Here is a 17384-nt window from a genome sequence, read left to right on the forward strand (position 1 = left end):
CGCAGTCGGCGGTCAGGCGCGGGCGCGCGCCGCGACCAGGGTGTTGACGAGGGCGATGACCTCGTCCATGTCGTCGCTCTTCGGGTCGAGCTCGCCGAGCCCGCCGGGGAGCAGCGCGGAGTTGTAGTACAGGCCGTCGCCGATCAGCATGATGGTGCGGGCGAGGGCCCGGTCGCCCACGACCTCGACGATCACGTCGAACCAGGAGACCTGCATCTCCTTGAGGGCGTCGCGCGCCTGCGGGTGCGAACCCTGCGCCAGACGTGTGGTCGCGATGATCGCGCGGTCGAGGTCGCTCTCGAGGTTGAGCGAGCTGCGGAGGAAGTAGTCGATCGGCCCCGTCTCCGCCGTGCGGATGCGCTCTACATCGACCTCGACGAGCTCGACCAGCCGCGCCAGCAGCCCCTCGACCAGAGCGTCCTTCGAGCCGAAGTGGTAGAGCAGCCCGCCCTTACTGACCCCGGCCTCCGCGGCGGTCGCCTCGAGGGTGGCCGCCCGTTCGCCCTGCGAGATCAGGATGCTCTCGAACGCATCGAGCACCCGGTCGCGGGCGGAGGGGGCTGGCGCTGAGGCTGGCGGCGCGGAAGGCATGTGCCCATCGTACCGGCTTGCCACTGTACCGGCTGGACGGTATACTGAAGCCACAACCCGAACGCATCCGACACCGGATGCCCGGGCAACGCCTTCAGCCAGAAACGAATCATGACCAGCTACACCCGCCCCATCGGCCTGCCCTCGCACTCCGGCAAGGGCCTCGGTGCAGCCGAACCCGCCGACCTCCGGGTCGGCCGCCGTGGCTGGCTCGCGCTCGCCGTGCTCATGCTGCCGGTGCTGCTCATCTCCGTCGACAACACGGTGCTGAGCTTTGCACTGCCGATCATCTCCGAGACCCTGCAGCCGACCGCGACCGCGCAGCTCTGGATCATCGACACCTACCCGCTCGTGCTCGCCGGCCTTCTTGTCGCGATGGGTAACCTCGGCGACAGGGTCGGCCGCCGCAAGCTGCTGATGATCGGTGCTGTCGGCTTCGGCGTGCTCTCCATCGTCGCCGCCTTCGCTCCGACCGCAGAAGCATTGATCGTCTGCCGCGGAGCGCTCGCGTTCTTCGGTGCCATGCTCATGCCGTCGACTCTCTCGCTTCTCCGCAGCATCTTCGCCGACCGTCGCCAGCGCCGCCTCGCGATCGCCATCTGGTCTGCGGGATTCGCCGCGGGCGCCGCCCTCGGCCCGATCGTCGGTGGCGTGCTGCTGCAGCACTTCTGGTGGGGCAGCGTGTTCCTCATCGCCGTGCCCGTGCTGGTCCCTCTGCTGGTGCTCGGCCCGTTCCTCCTCCCCGAGTCGAAGGATCCGAACCCGGGCCGCCTCGACCTCATCGGCATCGGACTCTCGATGGTGATGCTCGTGCCCGTCGTCTTCGCCATCAAGTCGGTTGCAACCGAGGGCGCGAGCTGGAGCGATCTCGGGCTTGTCGCGCTCAGCGCCCTGGCGGGCATCCTGTTCGTGCGCCGCCAGCTCGCCTCACCGAACCCGATGCTCGACATGCGGCTGTTCCGGGTGGGTGCGTTCAGCGGTGCGGTGCTCGTGAACCTGCTGAGCGTCGTCGCGCTGGTGGGCTTTCTGTTCTTCGTCTCGCAGCACCTGCAGCTGGTGCTGGCGATGCAGCCGATCGATGCAGCTCTCGCCCTCGTCCCCGGTCTCATCGTGATGGTCGTGGCCGGCCTTGCCGTCGTGCCGCTGGTGCGTTGGGTGCGTCCGAACCTCGTCGTGGCCGGAGGGCTCGTGCTCTCGGCGACCGCGTACATCATCGTGATGCTCACCGGCCAGAACGCCACGGCGACCACTCTCGCGATCGCCTTCGTGGTGCTCGCGATCGGGATCGGGGCGGCGGAGACGATCTCGAACGACCTGATCATCTCCGTGGTGCCCGAGCACAAGGCCGGGGCAGCCTCCGCGGTCTCCGAGACGGCCTACGAGCTCGGTGCGGTGCTCGGCACCGCCGTGCTCGGGAGCATCCTGACCGCCTTCTACCGGTCGAGCCTGGTGTTGCCGGCCGGCCTCTCCGAATCGCAGGCGACGGCTTCGACCGAGACCCTCGGCGGCGCGGTGAGCGTGGCCGGCGACCTGCCGTACAGTCTCGGACAGGCGCTGCTGCACTCGGCCCGCGAAGCCTTCGACAGCGGAGTGGTCGTGACCAGCGGCATCGGTGCGGCCCTGATGGTGGCGGCCACCGTGCTCGCGCTCATCACCCTGCGGAAGGCGCGCGGCTAGCCACCCCGCCTCCCGCCCGGCGGCGGGTTGTACTGTGGAGGAATCAATCCCGACCCAGTGCTGGAGCCGCCATGTCTCGCGTCATTCGTCTTGCCGTCATTCCCGGGGACGGCATCGGCCCCGAGGTCGTCGCTGAGGCGCTGAAGGTTCTCGACGCGGTCGCACCGGGCGCCGGCGTGACGATCGAGAAGACGCCGTTCGAGCTGGGTGCTGCCCGCTTTCTCGCCACCGGCGATGTGCTCACCGACGACGACCTGGCGTCGATCGCCTCGCACGACGCCATCCTGCTCGGAGCGGTCGGCGGCGTGCCCGGCGACCCGCGCCTGAAGGATGCGAACATCGAGCGCGGGCTGCTGTTGAAGCTGCGCTTCGCCCTCGACCACTACGTGAACCTCCGGCCTACCACGATCTTCCCCGGTGTGGTCAGCCCGCTCGCGAACCCCGGAGACGTCGACTTCGTCGTCGTGCGCGAGGGCACCGAGGGCCCGTACGTCGGCAACGGCGGTGCGATCCGTGTCGGCACACCGCACGAGATCGCGAACGAAGTGTCGGTCAACACGGCGTTCGGCGTGGAACGTGTCGTGCGATTCGCCTTCGACCTCGCGAACAGCAGGCCGCGCAAGAAACTCACGCTGGTGCACAAGAACAACGTGCTCGTCTTCAGCGGCAACCTCTGGATGCGCACAGTCAACGCCGTGGCCACCGAGTACCCCGACGTGGCCGTCGACTACCTGCACGTGGATGCCGCGACGATCTTCTTCGTGACGAATCCTGCTACGCTTGACACCATCGTCACGGACAACCTCTTCGGCGACATCCTGACCGATCTGGCCGGCGCAATCAGCGGTGGCATCGGTATGGCCTCCTCGGGAAACATCAACCCGACGGGCGCCTTCCCCAGCATGTTCGAGCCGGTTCACGGTTCCGCTCCCGACATCGCAGGCCAGCAGATCGCCGACCCGACGGCCGCGATCCTCTCCGTCGCCCTCCTCCTCGACCAGCAGGGTCTGCCCGAGGCGGCAACGAGGATCCGCACCGCCGTCACCAGCGATCTCGCGGGCCGAACCGCCACCTCCGGCCGCCGCACAACCGCCGAAGTGGGCGACGCCATCGTCAATCTGCTCAGTTCAGAGCTCGTTTCCCAGGAGACAACATCATGACTGCCACGGCCCCTGCCGCCACATCCTTTCCGCTGAAGTTCGCGCTCACCCCGTCGACGGATGCCCGCGCAGAGCTCGAGCGCGAGGCGATCCTCGCCGACCCCGGTTTCGGCAAGCACTTCACCGACCACATGGTCTCGATCGAGTGGACGCTCGACGGCGGCTGGCACGACGCTCAGGTGCTGCCCTACGGCCCGATCTCGCTCGACCCCGCGGCATCCGTGCTGCACTATGCCCAGGAGATCTTCGAGGGCCTGAAGGCATACCGTCACGCCGACGGCTCGATCCACACGTTCAGGCCCGAGGCGAATGCGGCCCGCCTGCAACGGTCGGCCCAGCGGCTCGCGCTGCCGGAACTCTCGACCGAGGACTTCATCGAGTCGCTGAAGCAGCTCGTCGCGGTCGACGGATCCTGGGTGCCCGACGCCGCCGAGACGAGCCTCTACCTCCGCCCGTTCATGTTCGCGACCGAGAGCTTCCTCGGTGTGCGTTCGGCGCAGAAGGTCGGCTACTACCTCATCGCGTCCCCTGCCGGTGCGTACTTCTCGAACGGTGTGGCACCCGTGAACATCTGGCTTTCGGCTGACTACAACCGGGCAGGGCGGGGAGGCATGGGCGCCGCCAAGACGGGCGGCAACTACGCCTCCTCCCTGCTTCCGCAGGAGCTCGCCTATGAGAAGGGCTGCGCGCAGGTGCTGTTCCTCGACTCGCAGGAGGGCAAGTACCTCGAGGAGCTCGGTGGCATGAACCTGTTCCTCGTCTACAAGGACGGCACGTTGGTCACGCCAGAATCCGACAGCATCCTCTCGGGGATCACCCGCGACAGCATCATGACGCTGGCGCGTGACCGCGGACACAACGTCGAGTACCGCAGGGTGGAGATCGAGGAGTGGAAAGCCGGTGCGGCATCCGGCGACATCGTCGAGGTGTTCGCCTGCGGCACGGCGGCGGTCATCACGCCCGTCGCGCAGCTGCTCGCCGACGACTTCGCGCTCGGTTCGGCGGATGCCCCCGCCGGGGAGCTCACGATGTCGCTCCGGCAGGAGCTGACCGACATCCAGTACGGCCGCATCCCCGACACGCACAATTGGCTGACCCGCCTCGACGGCTAGGCTTGCCAGCGTGAAGATTGCGCGATTCAGCACAGGCGAAGACCCCCGGTACGGCATCATCGACGGCGACGAGATCGTGGTGCTGCAGGGCGATCCGATGTTCCAGGGGTTCGTCACGACCGAGGAGCGTGTGCCGCTCGCCACCGCGAAGCTGCTGGCCCCGGTCATCCCGCGCTCGAAGGTGGTCGCAGTCGGCAAGAACTACGCTGATCACGCGAAAGAGATGGGCGGGGTGGTGCCGGAGCGGCCGCTGCTGTTCCTGAAGCCGAACACGTCGGTGATCGGCACCGGCGACATGATCGTGCTGCCGCCGGACAGCCAGCAGATCGAGCACGAGGCGGAGTTGGCGATCGTGATCGGCAGCGTGGCGAAGAACGTGCGGGCGCAAGATTTCGCTGATGTGATCTTCGGCTACACGATCGCGAACGACGTGACGGCCCGCGACCTGCAGAAGCTCGACGGCCAGTGGGCCAGGGCGAAGGGGTTCGACACGTTCTGCCCGCTCGGCCCCTACATCGAGACCGAGTTCAACTGGCGGGATGCCTTGATCGAGGCTCGCGTCGACGGGGAGCTTCGCCAGGAGGGCAACCTCTCTGAGATGATCTTCACCGTTCCCGAGATCGTCGCATACGCCTCGCGCGCCTTCACACTGCTGCCGGGCGACGTGATCCTCACGGGTACGCCCGCCGGGGTCTCACCGTTCACCTCGGGCCAGACGGTCGACATCTCGATCGCCGGCCTCGGTACCCTCTCGAACCGGGCTCGCTGAGCGCTCGTCGCCCACCGTGCACACGTTCCGCGCACGTTTGTCGCTTCCGCGCCTGCGCGCGCATCGGCGTAAGCGACAAACCGTAGCGGAACCCGCGGGGCGCGGGGCGGCGACGGCGCGGGGCGGCGACGGCTGGGCGCGGGCGGTCAGGCCTGGATGACCGCGATCACGTTGCCCGCCGGGTCACGGAACCATGCGATGTCGGGCCCGTTTCCCCGCATGATGCCCTTCTCGTCGACCGGCATCCCGCCCCCCGCGTAGATGTTCGTGTCGACGCCGCGGCTCCGCAGGTCATCCACCGCAGTGTCGATGTTCGGCACGGGGAAGTTCAGCATCGTGTACGACGCCGGCTCGTGATTCGGCTTGGGGTAGGCGAGCACGGTGCCGCCGCTCGCCAGGTGCAGTTCGATGAACCCCATGGCGTTGTCGGTCACGGTGAGGCCGAGTGTCTCGCCGTAGAATCGTCGTGCTGCGGGGATGTCGTCGACGGAGAATCCGCTGAAGGCGCCGGTCGTGGTGAACATGTGCACTCCTCGCTGAAAAGATAATGTGTACAATGTCAACAATCGCATGCGACAGTCGTGTTGTCTAGGGGAGTGGCCGGTGAGTGGTCAGCTGAACGCAGGTGAGGCGACCGGTTCGGCGCGAACGACCTACCGTCACGGTGATCTACGCGGGTCCTTGGTCGGTGCGGGAGTCGAGATGGCCCAGCTGGGCGGGCCCGACGCCGTCGTGCTCCGAGAGGCCACCCGCCGCGCAGGCGTCTCACCGAACGCCGCCTACCGCCACTTCGCCGACAGGGGGGCGCTGCTGCGAGCCGTGTCCGACATCGCCCAGGGGCGGGCCGCAGACGCCATGGAGGTCGAGGTCGCTTGCGTGAGCGGAGCATCGGGCACCGGAGACGCGGCGACGGATGCCCGGGCCATGCTCCGCGCGGTCGGCACCGGCTACCTCGCCTTCGCCCGCGACGAGCCCGGACTGTTCCGCACCGCCTTCTCGGTGCCCGACCAGCTCGCCAACAGCTTCGATGCAGCCAAGGCCGGTGCGGCCGGGCGCACCCCGTTCCAGATCCTCAGCGCGGCGCTCGACGCCTGGGCCGCGGCCGGGATTCTCCCACCCGAGCGTCGGGCGAACGCGGAGCTCTACGCGTGGTCGGCCGTACACGGTCTCGGGATGCTCGTGATCGACGGCCCGCTCCGGGGCCTCAGCGCGCAGATGATCGACGGCGCGACCGCGCGGGTGCTCGACATGGTGGAACGCGGGCTCTGAGTCGAAGCCCGCGCCCCAACGCGGGCCCTGAGCCGAAGCCCGCGCCCAGCACGGCCGTGCCTCCGCACCGTAGAATTGGCAGCAGTATGCCATCTACAGAACTCCCTCCCTTCTCCACGGCCACCGGCACCGACGTGCGCGTGCGGTTCTGCCCGTCGCCGACCGGAACCCCACACGTCGGGCTGATCCGCACCGCCCTCTTCAACTGGGCGTACGCCAGGCACAACGGCGGAAAACTTGTCTTTCGCATCGAAGACACCGACGCCGCCCGCGACTCCGAGGAGAGCTACGAGCAGCTGCTCGACGGTCTCCGCTGGCTCCGCATCGACTGGGACGAGGGCATCGACGTCGGCGGGCCGAACGGCCCCTACCGCCAGTCCCAGCGCTCCGGCATCTACCTCGACCTCATCGAGAAACTGAAGGCGAGCGGACACCTCTACGAGAGCTACTCGACAGCCGAGGAGATAGACGCCCGGAACGCCGCGGCGGGACGTGCAAAGCAGCTCGGCTACGACAACTTTGACCGCGGGCTGACCGAGGCCGAGCGCCAGGCCTTCCGCGACGAGGGTCGCATGCCGGCCTTACGTCTGCGAGTCCCCGACACCGATCTGAGCTTCGATGACCTGGTTCGGGGTGAGATCACCTTCCCGGCCGGCTCGTTCGTCGACTTCGTCGTCGTGCGCCCGAATGGCGCCCCGCTCTACACGTTCGTGAACCCCGTCGACGATGCGCTGATGGGTATCACGCACGTGCTGCGGGGCGAAGACCTCCTCTCGTCCACACCCCGCCAGATCGCGCTCTACAGTGCATTGGTCGAGATCGGCGTCACCACGTTCATCCCGCGCTTCGGCCACCTGCCCTATGTGATGGGCGACGGCAACAAGAAGCTGAGCAAGCGCGATCCTGAGGCGAACCTGTTCCACCACCGGGACCGCGGTTTCATCCCCGAAGGTCTCGTCAACTACCTGGCGCTGCTCGGCTGGTCGCTCACCCACGACCGCGACGTGTTCTCGATCGACGAGATGGTCGCCGCCTTCGACGTTGTCGACGTGAACCCGAACCCTGCCCGGTTCGACCTGAAGAAGGCCGAATCGATCAACGGCGACCACATCCGGCTGCTCGCCGTCGAGGACTTCGCAGCACGTACCCTTCCGTACCTGGAGTCCGCGGGCATCCTGACGCTGCCGGCGACGGATGCGCAACTCGCCACCCTCGCAGAGGCAGCCCCGCTCGTGCAGGAGCGCATGGCGCTGCTGGGGGAGGCGCCGGCGATGCTCGGGTTCCTGTTTGAGACGGCCGCTTCGCTCGACTACCAGCCGGATGCCCTGGCCACCCTGCCCGAGAACTCGGGTGTGATCCTGGCCGCGGCCGTCGGTGCCCTTGAGCTGATCGAGCTCTCGGAGTTCACGCACGAGCGCATCAAGGACGATCTCGCAGCAGCTCTGATCGAGGGCCTCGGCCTCAAGCCGCGGATCGCCTACGGCCCCCTCCGGGTGGCGCTCTCGGGTCGCAAGATCTCGCCGCCGCTGTTCGAGTCGATGCAGATCCTCGGCAAGGAGGAGACGCTCGCGCGGCTCGTGCGCCTCTCGGCGATGCACGCCGGCGCGGGTGCCGGCGCGGGTGCGGCGGGCGGTTCGGGTGCGGGTGCGGGTGCGACGGGCGGTTCGGGTACGGGTGCGGCGGGCGGTTCGCCGTCGGCTCCGGATGCTGCGGCTCACGCGTCATAACGATGGGACGACTGATCCGTTCCGACGCGGTCGCCGCCGCCGTCGGTGAGATAACAGAGGCGGCGCTCGCAGCTGCCCGCACGCAGGCGGCTGATGCTGCCGCGACCGCAGCTGCCGAGCCCCCTGCGAAACCGCCCGTCGTCACCTTCGGGCCCGCGAAGAGCGCCCGCCGACACGGCCCCGCGTCGGGGCTCCTTCCCGATCGGGCATCCGGAGCCGACGGCTCGTCGCCCGCCGCGGACGACCGCCTGACTGCAGAACCCGACCCGGACGAGGTGTTCGACGTGGTCATCATCGGCGCCGGCCCCGCCGGGCTGAGCGCCGGCCTGAACCTCGTGCGCGCACGGCGGCGCGTGCTGATGCTCGACAGCAACCGACCCCGGCACTCGGCCACGCTCCGTTCGCACGGCTTCCTCACCCGCGACGGTGTCTCGCCGCTCGAACTCCGGAAGCTCGGCCGCGAGGAGTTCGAGCACTACCCGGAGGCCAGCTTCCACCAGGCGCTGGTCACGGGCATCGAGCGCATGGAGGAGCCCTCCGCCACACCCACCACCACGACACCCACCCCCGCAGCACCCACCCCTCCCGGGGGCGAACTCTTCGTCGTACGCTCGAAGGGCATCCGCGGTTCGGGCGACCGCACCGCGACGACCCGTGCGGTGCTCATCGCCACCGGGCTCTCCGAGACGCTGCCGGCCCTTCCGGGCATCCGTACCTACTACGGAACCGACCTGCACAGCTGCACCGAGTGCGACGGATACGAGCAGTCCGACGCGCCCCTCGCCCTAATCGGCGAGACCGACGACCTCGCCGAGCGCGCGCTGCTGCTCTCTCAGTGGTCCAACGACCTGATCGTGTTCACGAACGGGGTCGCCGAGCTCGACGCGGGCGACGAAGCGGCTCTGGATGCCCGGGGCATCGGCGTCGAACGACGCCCGATCGCGAGCATCGAGGGTGACCGCGGCGGTATGACAGGCGTGGCGCTCGCAGACGGATCGGTCATCCTGAGGAGCGGCGGCTTCATCCGCCCGGTGTGGACGCCCGCGCTCGACTACGTCGGCATGCTCGGCGTCGCCACCGACGATGACGGCCTGCTCGTGACGGATCCGCTCGGCCGCACGTCAGTGCCCGGTGTGTTCGCGGCGGGCGACTCGACCCCGCCCGGTGCGCAGCAGCTCGTCGTCGCCGCGGGCGAGGGCGCCAAGGTGGCTGCGGCGATCAACCGCCACCTGATGGGCATCCTCTAGCTCTAGCTGTAGCTGTAGCTGTAGCTGTAGCTGTAGCTGTAGCTCCAGCCTCCGCCTGGCGGCCTGACCGCGACAGCTGTCCTGCACGCCGCTCCCGCCGAATGCACCGCCGGAACGGACACGGTTCCAGTAATCCGCCGCCGTATCTGGCGAGGATACGCAGAATGGTGTCCGTTCCGCCTGCTGCGGGCCGAAGCGAGCCTGCAGCAGATCCCACTGCTCGCTTGGTGAACGTCCGCGCACGAATTGCTTGCTGCGAGAGGCTCGCCTGCGCCACACTGGGCGCACGGGCGTTCGGGGGAGCCCACCACCCGACAGGAGACGCACCATGACCATTCTCAGCCCGTACATCGGCTTCAGGGGCGACGCCCGCGCGGCGCTCGACTTCTACCAGAACGTGTTCGGTGGGGAGATCATCCGGAGCACCTTCGGCGAAATGCACGCGAGTGAGGATCCGGCCGAGGCCGACCTGATCATGCACTCGCAGCTCACGACGCCCGGCGGGCTCACGCTGATGGCGTCGGACACGCCGAAGTCCATGCCGTACAACCCCGGCGACACCATCTCGGTGTCCCTGTCGGGCGGACCGGCCGACGAGGCCGAACTCACCGGGTTCTGGCAGGCGCTCTCGGGCGACGGCGGCACCGTGACCGTGCCGCTGATGAAGGCGCCCTGGGGCGATCAGTTCGGCATGTGCGCCGACCGGTTCGGCATCAACTGGCTGGTGAACATCGCTGGCGCATGACCGGCGGCTGGATGCCCGGGGTGTGGATGCCCGGTGCCTCGGTTTTGGCAGAGGGCGAACGTAGGCTAAAGTAGACCGTCGGCCCGAGATCGTGGGGCCACGCCCTTGGGGTATGGTGTAATTGGCAACACGGAAGATTCTGATTCTTTTGTTCTTGGTTCGAGTCCAGGTACCCCAGCGCTTGTATTTCAAGAAAGGCCCGGTGATCCCGGGTCTTTTTTTGTTGCCTCGCGTGACGCGATCTTCTGCCCGGTCGCAACGGCCCGAAGGGCCTGGGCGCACGGCGGGTAGAAGCCCCCGGTCTCGCGGCGTCACGCTGCGTCACCTCCCGACATGTTCGGCGTTCCGGCGTGCCGCGCGCATAGTGTTGCGGCCATCGACCGGAAGGAACACCGTGACCCTCACGAATGACGCACCCACCGCAGCATCCCGTGCCGCCAGCGCGGCCGACACGACCAGCACCACGGCCAGCGCCGCGGCCAACGCAGCCGGGCTCACCGACCGCTGGCGGGGCGCCGCCCGCCCCGAGACCAGCGCCGACTGGATCGCCAGGGCCGGGGAGGTGGCCGACATCCTGCGCATCGATGCTCTCGAACGGGACCGCGAGGGCGCGGCCCCGCACGCCGAGGTGGCGCTGTTGAAGGCCTCCGGCCTGGTCACGCTCCTCGGCCCGGCAGCGTTCGGCGGCGGTGGGCAGACGTGGGAGACGGCCTACACGGTGATCCGCACGGTCGCCCGCGGCGACGGATCCATCGGCCAGCTGCTCGGCTACCACTACCTGTGGGCGTGGGCCGCGCGGCTCGTGGCAACGGAGGAGCAGATCGCCGCCGTCGAGCAGCTCTACACCGAGAACACCCTGTTGTTCGGGGGAGCCGTCAACCCGCGCGACTCCGACCTCACCATCGTCGAAGACGGCGACCAGCTCGTCTTCACCGGCCACAAGTCCTTCTCGACCGGCGGTGTCGTCAGCGACCTGACCGTGCTCGAAGGAGTGCTGCAGGGCACGGAGACGCACATCTTCGCGATCGTGCCGACCGACCAGCCCGGCATCGTGTTCGGAAACGACTGGGACAGCCTCGGCCAGCGGCTCACCGAGTCGGGGTCGGTCGAGATCCGCGACGTGCGCGTGGACTGGGCGTCCGCGGCCGGCTTCGTCGGCAGGGTCTTCCAGCCGCTCGTCTACAACACGCTGAACGTGCCGACCATCCAGCTGGTCTTCGCGAACTTCTACCAGGGTATCGCTGAGGGTGCGCTGCAGGCGGCATCGGCGTACACCCGCACGAACTCACGGGCCTGGCCGTACGGCGGCGACAACAAGCAGCGCGCCAGCGAGGAGGCGTACGTGCTCGACGGCTACGGCGAACTGGCCTCGAAGCTGTGGGCGGATGAGGCACTTCTCGATGCCGTCGGTCGCGAGATCAGCGAGGTGCTGCACGCGCCACGCGAGGAGCTCACCGAGCGTCGGCGCGGCGAGATCGCCGTGCGAATCGCCGCGGCGAAACTGCGGATCATCGAAGACGGGCTCGAGACCGCGACGAAGGTCTTCGAGCTGACGGGTGCCCGGGCATCCGCGAGTTCCGTCGGGCTCGACATCTTCTGGCGGAACCTCCGCACGCACAGCCTGCACGACCCGGTGGCGTACAAGAAGCGCGAGGTCGGCCAGTATGTGCTGCTGAACGAGGTTCCCGAGCCCAGCTGGTACACCTGATCCTCGGGAAGCGAGGCATCTCGTAAACTGGGAGGGATGAGACTCCTCCTGATCAGACACGGCCAGACGCTTGACAATGTGAACGGCGCCATCGGTGCCGTCGTACCCGGGCCAGGGCTCACGGAGCTCGGCCAGAAGCAGGCGGCGGCCATCCCCGCGGCGCTGTCGGGTGAACGCCTGGCAGCGATCTACGTGTCGACGATGAAGCGCACCCACGAGACGGCGCGGCCGCTCGCGAACGAGCGCGGGCTCGAGGTGCGACAGGTCGAGGGGCTCGAGGAGATCACCTCCGGAGACCTGGAGCAGCGATCCGACGAAGAGGCGATCACGATCTACATGTCCACGGTCTTCTCGTGGTGGACGAGCCTCGACGGGCGGATCCCGGGCGGGGAGGACGGCCACGAGTTCTACCGGCGGTACACCGGGGCGATCGCGGGCATTGCTGCCGAGCATCCGGATTCCACCGTCGCGGTCTTCAGCCACGGGGCGGCGATCCGGGCGTGGAGTTCCTACGCCGCAGCCAACATCGACCCCGACTTCAGTCGCACCCACCCGCTGCACAACACGGCGGTCGTGGTGCTCGAGGGTTCACCCACCGACGGCTGGAATGTCACCTACTGGGCCGGAGAGCCGATCGGTGGCGCCCAGCTCGAAGACGTGCTCGCCCCTGACCCGACGGCTGACGCGCTCGGCGACTAGTACCAGCCGCGCTCGGCGACTAGTACCAGCCGGCTGACTGGCTGTGCGCCCAGGCACCGCACGGGGTGCCATAGCGGCCCGCGATGTAGCCGAGGCCCCAGGTGATCTGCGTGGCCGGGTTCGTGGCCCAGTCGGCGCCCGCACTGGCCATCTTGCTGCCCGGGAGAGCCTGCGGAATACCCGTCGCACCCGACCCCGCGTTGTAGGCGTTGACGCGCCAGCCCGACTCGCGGTTCCAGAGGGAGACGAGGCACGAGTACTGGTCGTCACCCATTCCGCGGTCGGCGAGCATCGCCTTCGCGATGGCCTGGGCCGAACCGGGGTTCGGAGTCGCTGCGGCGGGCGCACCCGAACTGCTGCTCGAGGACGACGACGACGATGACGACGAGGATGAGCTCGACGCGTTCTGCGCGGCCGTCTTGGCGGCGAGATCTGCTGCGGCCTTGGCTGCGGCAGCAGCTGCAACAGCCGCCTTCTGCGCGGCGAGCACGGCGGGATCGGTGGCGATGTAGTCGTCACGCTGGGCGGCAATGGCTCCAGCGGCCTGGCCGTCGAAGCTCTGGCCGACGGCCATCGCGTTCTGCGTGGGGGTGAAGGCGAAGGATGCGTTCTGCATCGTGGAGGCGTTTGCGAAAGGAATGGCCACTGTGCCGGCAAGGCCCAGTGCGCAACTCACGGCGAGGGCCTGTACCAGGCGGCGACGCACGGTTCCGTTCAGCAAATTCATCCAGTTATCCTCTGTTTCGATCACGAATGCGTAACGACCCTACCCCGCCTTGCTTCACAACTCAATGCGCGAGGGGTCAGGGAGTGGCGGTGGGGGTCCGTGTCGAGCCGTTCGCAGGCTGGTCGGCAGAACCCGGAAGGGCCTTCAAGTAGGTGAGCGTGCCGAGCTGCGCCCCGTACATCGACCGGATCACCATCGTCGGCCCGTCGAGCACGGCCGACGAGGCGAGGTTCAGCCAGGTCACGACACCCTCACAGGTGCGGCTCGTGATCGCGAGCTTGCCGAACGAGACGGAGCCGTCTTCGGCGAACCGCCAGGTGCTCGTGAAGTCGTTGCAGCCGTCGTTGCCCTTCACCGTGCCGTCGTCGTTCATCGTGAGTTGCAGGAGCCGGTCGCGCCCCGGTTCGGTGTTCGTCCAGAGACCGACCACCACGGTGGTTCCGCGGGCGACGGCCTTCTCGGTCATGGTGCGCTTGTGCACCTTCACCAGTTCGCTGCCGTCGTGGCCCACCAGGGTGAGGTCGCTGCCGTCGAAGCGTGCCGAGACCGAATCGATCAGGAAGAGAGGGAGGTGTGCGCCGTCACAGTAGATCTGCGTCTGCGGTCCCGACGTCGTGGTGAGCACGCCCGCCAGGTCCATCGACCAGGTGCCCGTGGAGTCGTTGCAGCCGTCGGAGCCCGTCCAGGAGCCGTCCCGCTCGAAGGTGAGGAAGGGCTGGTCGGGCGACGAGTAGGTGTCCGCGATGATCCAGGTGCCGGGGAGGGTGCTCGTCGACGCGGGCGTGTACTGCGGAGCATCCGGAACCGGCGTGGCGGGCGCGGAACAGCCCGTCACGGCGAGGGCGACAGCGCCCACGACGGCCAGTGCGAGGAGTCGGATGGTCGGCACAGTCTTCTTTCGTTTCGTTCTGCACCCCCCACGATACTGAACGTGGCTGTCGGATGACCGGGCTTGTGTCAGCTCGAGAGCGCGATGCCGAGCAGCACAGCGAGTTGCAGAACGGTCAGCGTGTACGAGATGTAGAAGCCCGCGGTGGCGATCCCTGCCCCGGATGCACCGGTCCGGGCGATCTGCCGGAGTGACAGGTGCGAGAACAGGATGCCCACCGGCGACGCGAGCACGCCGAACAGCAGCGCCATGCCGGCGAGGAAGTTCGAACCGACATCGGGGTCGGTGGCCGCTGCTGCCCGCCGGGTCTGGCGGTAGCCGAGAACCGCCAGAGGAGCCAGAACGAGCAGGCACAGCGCGAAGACGAGGATCGCGGAGGTGGCGGGGGTCACGAGCAGACTGTAGCGGTTCGAGGTGAACGGGCCTCCGGCCCCCGCCCCCGCCTCACAGGTCCAGCGTGTCGCCCGGCGCCAGCGGGAAGAACTCGCCGCCGCCCTGCTCGGTCGCCCACTGGAGGCGTTCGTTCCCGATACCCTTGCCGGCCGCCGAGAGCGTCATCTCGTGCGTCGGGAACGCGCGTTTCGGTGCCACGGCCAGAACGAAGTCCATCGCGTCGCCGATCTTCAGCCACGGTGCGCCGACCGGCGCGGCCAGCACGTCGACATCGACACCCGGAACCGTGTACGAGTCACCAGGGTAATAGAGAGTGTCGTTGACGAGCACACCGACGTTGTCGATGACCGGCAGGGTCTCGTGGATGACCGCGTGCTTCTCACCGAAGAACCGCAGGGTGAACGGCTCGACCGTCACCTCGTCGCCCGCCCGGACGACGGTGATGTCGAAGTCGGGCGCAGCCGCAGCAACACCCGACGGCGCGAAGACCGGGATGCCGGGGTTCTGGCCGAGGATGCGGTTCAGCTGGTCGGCGTTCCAGTGGTCGCCGTGTTCGTGGGTGATCACGATCGCGACTGTGCCCGTGGCGTCGGCCAGCGGCGCGGTGAACCCGCCGGGATCGACGACCAGCTTTCGTCCGGACTTCTCGAGCAACAGGGTGGCGTGTTCCAACTTCGTGAGTCTCATATTCGGTAGCCAACACCTCAGCGGACGCTGCTGCAAGTCGGCGCGCTCCGCGCGGCATGGATGACCGGGGTGAGCGATAATCGGGAGGTGTCCGAATCCCAGAGCCGGCGACTCGTGGTCGCGATCAATCCGACAGCATCGTTCGGGAGCACCAGCGGCCTCGGTGCGCGCGTCGTCGAGGAGCTGCGCCGGGACGGGCACGACATCACCGAACTGCGCGCGCAGGACTTCGGGTCTCTGACGGCTGCGGCACGGTCGGCCCTCGCCGATCATCCGGATGCCCTCATCGTGGTGGGCGGCGACGGCATGGTCAGCCTCGGCGTGAATCTCGTGGGAGGCACGTCGACTCCGCTCGGCATCGTGCCCACCGGCACGGGAAACGATTCGGCGCTGGGCCTCGGCATCCCGCTCGAGTTCGACGCGGCCCTCGCTGCACTCCGGTCGGCGCTCCTCAGGGAGCCCCGCACCATCGACCTCGGCTACCTCAGCCACGCGGGCGGCGAGCTCTGGTTCGCCTCCGCGCTGTCTGCGGGCTTCGATGCTCGGGTCAACGAGCGGGCGAACCACATGAAGCGGCCGCGCGGTGCCTCCCGCTACACGATCGCGCTGCTCATCGAGCTGCTGCGGCTCCGTTCCCGCCGGTACACGCTCGAGGTCGACGGGCAGACGCGAACCGTCGACTCGGTACTGCTCGCCGTCGCCAATAACCGCTCGATCGGCGGCGGCATGCTGATAGCTCCGGATGCCCGGCTCGACGACGGCCTGCTCGACCTGTTCATCGTGGCCCCGCTCTCCCGGGTGCGGTTCCTGAGGCTGTTCCCGAAGGTGTTCAAGGGCACCCACGCCGGTCTGCCGGTCGTGTCACTGTCGCACGTTTCGTCGGTGACGGTCTCGGAGGCGTCGGGTGACATCGTGGCGTACGCCGACGGCGAGCGGGTCGGCCCGCTGCCGGTGACCGTCTCGGTGCGCCCGGGCGCGCTCCGCGTGCTGGCGTAGCCCCGCTCGCCCGCCCCGAGCGCCCCGGCGCCCCGGCACCCTCCCCCGGGAGCGGCAACGGCGTGCGCAATTCAGGCGTAGCGTGCCGGCAGGCAGCATCTCGACGCGGCATGGTTCCTGTCCTGAGTTGCGTACGGGGCGGCGGTCACGGGCCGGCGCCGGGCGCGCGGGCGATGAGCACCGATCCGAGACCGATGCGGAACACGGTCTGGGCGAGTACGGCAGTGGGAGTGGGCGGTGAGGCGGGCACGGCGGTCTCCTTCAGGAAGCAGACTGCTCCTCCCACTCTGCGACCTCCAGATTTCTCGCGTGTGAGCAAGACCACGGCGTCACCTCACTACGGCGTCACCTCCAGGTCGAAGGTCAGCACCTCACCCGTGTCGGAATCGGTGACGCTCACGCTGGTTCCGCCGACAGCGAGCGGCTGGATGCCCGGATTGAACGTCGCGCTCCCGTCATCCTTTCCGGCGACGAACTCGGCCACCTTGGGGTCGGAGACCGAACCCGTCCAGACCGTGACCTTCACGTCGCCGCTCTCGAGCACGACCACGTTGTCCAGGGGAACGGTGACAGTGCTGCCGTCGATGGAGGAGAGGTCGGCGATGACCGGGGCGACGACCCCTGAACCGGCGTTGCCGTTGCCGTTGGCGTTGCTGCCGCCGCCCTGGTCTCCGGTCTGGCCACCGGTGCGACCGTTGTCGCCATCCGAGCCGCCGGTGAACGTGCATCCGGTGACCGCGAGCCCCGCCAGGGCGACGGTGACCCCGGTTCGAAGGAGCCTCGAATGGTGCATGCGCATGCCGACTCCCTCGCCGAACGGCGCCGAATTGGCGGCCACCCTGAACGTATGGCATACTCATTGAGTTGTCTATTCGGCCCCATCGTTTAGCGGCCTAGGACATCGCCCTCTCACGGCGGTAACACCGGTTCGAATCCGGTTGGGGTCACATCGAATCAGCTGACAAGCCCGGTTCCCCTGTAAAAGAGG

The 17384-nt window shown here is 68.3% G+C and carries 18 protein-coding genes and 2 tRNA genes; 13 read left to right on the forward strand and 7 right to left on the reverse strand.

Annotated elements, in window-relative coordinates:
• Nucleotides 1-12: 12 nt before the first annotated feature.
• Nucleotides 13-591, reverse strand: coding sequence for a TetR/AcrR family transcriptional regulator (locus B7R22_RS03745; protein ID WP_116410454.1), 579 nt, complete (start codon nucleotides 589-591; stop codon nucleotides 13-15).
• Between the two features lie 111 nt (nucleotides 592-702).
• Here B7R22_RS03745 and B7R22_RS03750 point away from each other — a divergent pair, with 111 nt between their 5' ends.
• The 4 genes from B7R22_RS03750 to B7R22_RS03765 all read left to right on the forward strand — a co-directional run bounded on the left by B7R22_RS03750 (nucleotide 703) and on the right by B7R22_RS03765 (nucleotide 5309).
• On the forward strand, nucleotides 703-2268 hold the full coding sequence (locus B7R22_RS03750) for an MFS transporter (protein ID WP_172582188.1): 1566 nt from the start codon (nucleotides 703-705) through the stop codon (nucleotides 2266-2268).
• Between the two features lie 71 nt (nucleotides 2269-2339).
• Nucleotides 2340-3428 carry a 3-isopropylmalate dehydrogenase gene (locus B7R22_RS03755; RefSeq protein WP_116410455.1) on the forward strand — a complete coding sequence of 363 codons (1089 nt, stop codon included), beginning with the start codon at nucleotides 2340-2342 and terminating at the stop codon, nucleotides 3426-3428.
• A complete protein-coding gene (locus B7R22_RS03760; RefSeq protein WP_116410456.1) occupies nucleotides 3425-4540 on the forward strand; it encodes a branched-chain amino acid aminotransferase in 1116 nt (371 codons plus the stop codon). Before B7R22_RS03755 ends, B7R22_RS03760 begins: the two co-directional genes overlap by 4 nt.
• A 10-nt stretch (nucleotides 4541-4550) precedes the next feature.
• The gene (locus B7R22_RS03765; RefSeq protein ID WP_116410457.1) at nucleotides 4551-5309 is read left to right on the forward strand and encodes a fumarylacetoacetate hydrolase family protein; all 759 of its coding nucleotides are present in this window, start codon (nucleotides 4551-4553) and stop codon (nucleotides 5307-5309) included.
• A 146-nt stretch (nucleotides 5310-5455) separates the two neighbouring features.
• On the opposite strand, the gene B7R22_RS03770 is transcribed toward B7R22_RS03765, so the two are convergent.
• Nucleotides 5456-5833, reverse strand: coding sequence for a VOC family protein (locus B7R22_RS03770; RefSeq protein WP_116410458.1), 378 nt, complete (start codon nucleotides 5831-5833; stop codon nucleotides 5456-5458).
• Nucleotides 5834-5912: 79 nt separating this feature from the next.
• Between B7R22_RS03770 and B7R22_RS03775 the strand changes: the two genes are divergently transcribed.
• The 7 genes from B7R22_RS03775 (at nucleotide 5913) to B7R22_RS03805 (ending at nucleotide 12704) form a co-directional block, all read left to right on the forward strand.
• Nucleotides 5913-6578: a TetR/AcrR family transcriptional regulator gene (locus tag B7R22_RS03775; RefSeq protein WP_253258859.1), complete on the forward strand. Its 666-nt coding sequence runs from the start codon at nucleotides 5913-5915 to the stop codon at nucleotides 6576-6578.
• Nucleotides 6579-6664: 86 nt separating this feature from the next.
• Nucleotides 6665-8305, forward strand: coding sequence for a glutamate--tRNA ligase (gltX, locus tag B7R22_RS03780; protein ID WP_116410459.1), 1641 nt, complete (start codon nucleotides 6665-6667; stop codon nucleotides 8303-8305).
• Nucleotides 8306-8307: 2 nt separating this feature from the next.
• Nucleotides 8308-9552 (forward strand): NAD(P)/FAD-dependent oxidoreductase, encoded by a 1245-nt coding sequence (locus B7R22_RS03785; protein ID WP_116410460.1) that lies wholly within the window; start codon nucleotides 8308-8310, stop codon nucleotides 9550-9552.
• 328 nt (nucleotides 9553-9880) lie between these two features.
• Nucleotides 9881-10297 carry a VOC family protein gene (locus B7R22_RS03790; protein WP_116410461.1) on the forward strand — a complete coding sequence of 139 codons (417 nt, stop codon included), beginning with the start codon at nucleotides 9881-9883 and terminating at the stop codon, nucleotides 10295-10297.
• Nucleotides 10298-10403: 106 nt separating this feature from the next.
• Nucleotides 10404-10475: transfer RNA gene (locus B7R22_RS03795), tRNA-Gln, on the forward strand.
• A gap of 216 nt (nucleotides 10476-10691) precedes the next feature.
• Nucleotides 10692-12005 (forward strand): acyl-CoA dehydrogenase family protein, encoded by a 1314-nt coding sequence (locus B7R22_RS03800; RefSeq protein WP_116410462.1) that lies wholly within the window; start codon nucleotides 10692-10694, stop codon nucleotides 12003-12005.
• Between the two features lie 36 nt (nucleotides 12006-12041).
• On the forward strand, nucleotides 12042-12704 hold the full coding sequence (locus B7R22_RS03805) for a histidine phosphatase family protein (protein WP_116410463.1): 663 nt from the start codon (nucleotides 12042-12044) through the stop codon (nucleotides 12702-12704).
• 19 nt (nucleotides 12705-12723) lie between these two features.
• Here B7R22_RS03805 and B7R22_RS19660 read toward each other — a convergent pair whose 3' ends face one another.
• The 4 genes from B7R22_RS19660 to B7R22_RS03830 all read right to left on the reverse strand — a co-directional run bounded on the left by B7R22_RS19660 (nucleotide 12724) and on the right by B7R22_RS03830 (nucleotide 15400).
• Entirely contained in the window at nucleotides 12724-13431 is a 708-nt protein-coding gene (locus B7R22_RS19660) for a lytic transglycosylase domain-containing protein (protein ID WP_116410464.1), read from the reverse strand.
• A gap of 76 nt (nucleotides 13432-13507) precedes the next feature.
• Nucleotides 13508-14320 carry an META domain-containing protein gene (locus tag B7R22_RS19070; RefSeq protein ID WP_172582189.1) on the reverse strand — a complete coding sequence of 271 codons (813 nt, stop codon included), beginning with the start codon at nucleotides 14318-14320 and terminating at the stop codon, nucleotides 13508-13510.
• Nucleotides 14321-14388: 68 nt separating this feature from the next.
• On the reverse strand, nucleotides 14389-14712 hold the full coding sequence (locus tag B7R22_RS03825) for a DUF4190 domain-containing protein (RefSeq protein WP_116410465.1): 324 nt from the start codon (nucleotides 14710-14712) through the stop codon (nucleotides 14389-14391).
• A gap of 52 nt (nucleotides 14713-14764) precedes the next feature.
• A complete protein-coding gene (locus B7R22_RS03830) occupies nucleotides 14765-15400 on the reverse strand; it encodes an MBL fold metallo-hydrolase (RefSeq protein ID WP_116410466.1) in 636 nt (211 codons plus the stop codon).
• A gap of 87 nt (nucleotides 15401-15487) precedes the next feature.
• Here B7R22_RS03830 and B7R22_RS03835 point away from each other — a divergent pair, with 87 nt between their 5' ends.
• The gene (locus B7R22_RS03835) at nucleotides 15488-16396 is read left to right on the forward strand and encodes a diacylglycerol/lipid kinase family protein (protein WP_253258860.1); all 909 of its coding nucleotides are present in this window, start codon (nucleotides 15488-15490) and stop codon (nucleotides 16394-16396) included.
• A 337-nt stretch (nucleotides 16397-16733) separates the two neighbouring features.
• Here B7R22_RS03835 and B7R22_RS03840 read toward each other — a convergent pair whose 3' ends face one another.
• Nucleotides 16734-17195 (reverse strand): hypothetical protein, encoded by a 462-nt coding sequence (locus B7R22_RS03840; RefSeq protein ID WP_147305288.1) that lies wholly within the window; start codon nucleotides 17193-17195, stop codon nucleotides 16734-16736.
• Nucleotides 17196-17270: 75 nt separating this feature from the next.
• Here B7R22_RS03840 and B7R22_RS03845 point away from each other — a divergent pair.
• Nucleotides 17271-17343, forward strand: a tRNA-Glu gene (locus tag B7R22_RS03845).
• The last annotated feature ends 41 nt before the right edge of the window (nucleotides 17344-17384 follow it).

The organism is Subtercola boreus (assembly GCF_003399635.1).
Taxonomy (GTDB): Bacteria; Actinomycetota; Actinomycetes; order Actinomycetales; family Microbacteriaceae; genus Subtercola; species Subtercola boreus_B.

Excerpts from the sequence above, each read along its gene's own strand:
- B7R22_RS03745 (WP_116410454.1), bottom strand. The coding sequence starts at position 591 with ATGCCTTCCGCGCCGCCAGCCTCAGCGCCAGCCCCCTCCGCCCGCGAC.
- B7R22_RS03750 (WP_172582188.1), top strand. The coding sequence starts at position 703 with ATGACCAGCTACACCCGCCCCATCGGCCTGCCCTCGCACTCCGGCAAG.
- B7R22_RS03755 (WP_116410455.1), top strand. The coding sequence starts at position 2,340 with ATGTCTCGCGTCATTCGTCTTGCCGTCATTCCCGGGGACGGCATCGGC.
- B7R22_RS03760 (WP_116410456.1), top strand. The coding sequence starts at position 3,425 with ATGACTGCCACGGCCCCTGCCGCCACATCCTTTCCGCTGAAGTTCGCG.
- B7R22_RS03770 (WP_116410458.1), bottom strand. The coding sequence starts at position 5,833 with ATGTTCACCACGACCGGCGCCTTCAGCGGATTCTCCGTCGACGACATC.
- gltX (WP_116410459.1), top strand. The coding sequence starts at position 6,665 with ATGCCATCTACAGAACTCCCTCCCTTCTCCACGGCCACCGGCACCGAC.
- B7R22_RS03785 (WP_116410460.1), top strand. The coding sequence starts at position 8,308 with ATGGGACGACTGATCCGTTCCGACGCGGTCGCCGCCGCCGTCGGTGAG.
- B7R22_RS03790 (WP_116410461.1), top strand. The coding sequence starts at position 9,881 with ATGACCATTCTCAGCCCGTACATCGGCTTCAGGGGCGACGCCCGCGCG.
- B7R22_RS03805 (WP_116410463.1), top strand. The coding sequence starts at position 12,042 with ATGAGACTCCTCCTGATCAGACACGGCCAGACGCTTGACAATGTGAAC.
- B7R22_RS19660 (WP_116410464.1), bottom strand. The coding sequence starts at position 13,431 with ATGAATTTGCTGAACGGAACCGTGCGTCGCCGCCTGGTACAGGCCCTC.
- B7R22_RS03830 (WP_116410466.1), bottom strand. The coding sequence starts at position 15,400 with ATGAGACTCACGAAGTTGGAACACGCCACCCTGTTGCTCGAGAAGTCC.
- B7R22_RS03840 (WP_147305288.1), bottom strand. The coding sequence starts at position 17,195 with ATGCGCATGCACCATTCGAGGCTCCTTCGAACCGGGGTCACCGTCGCC.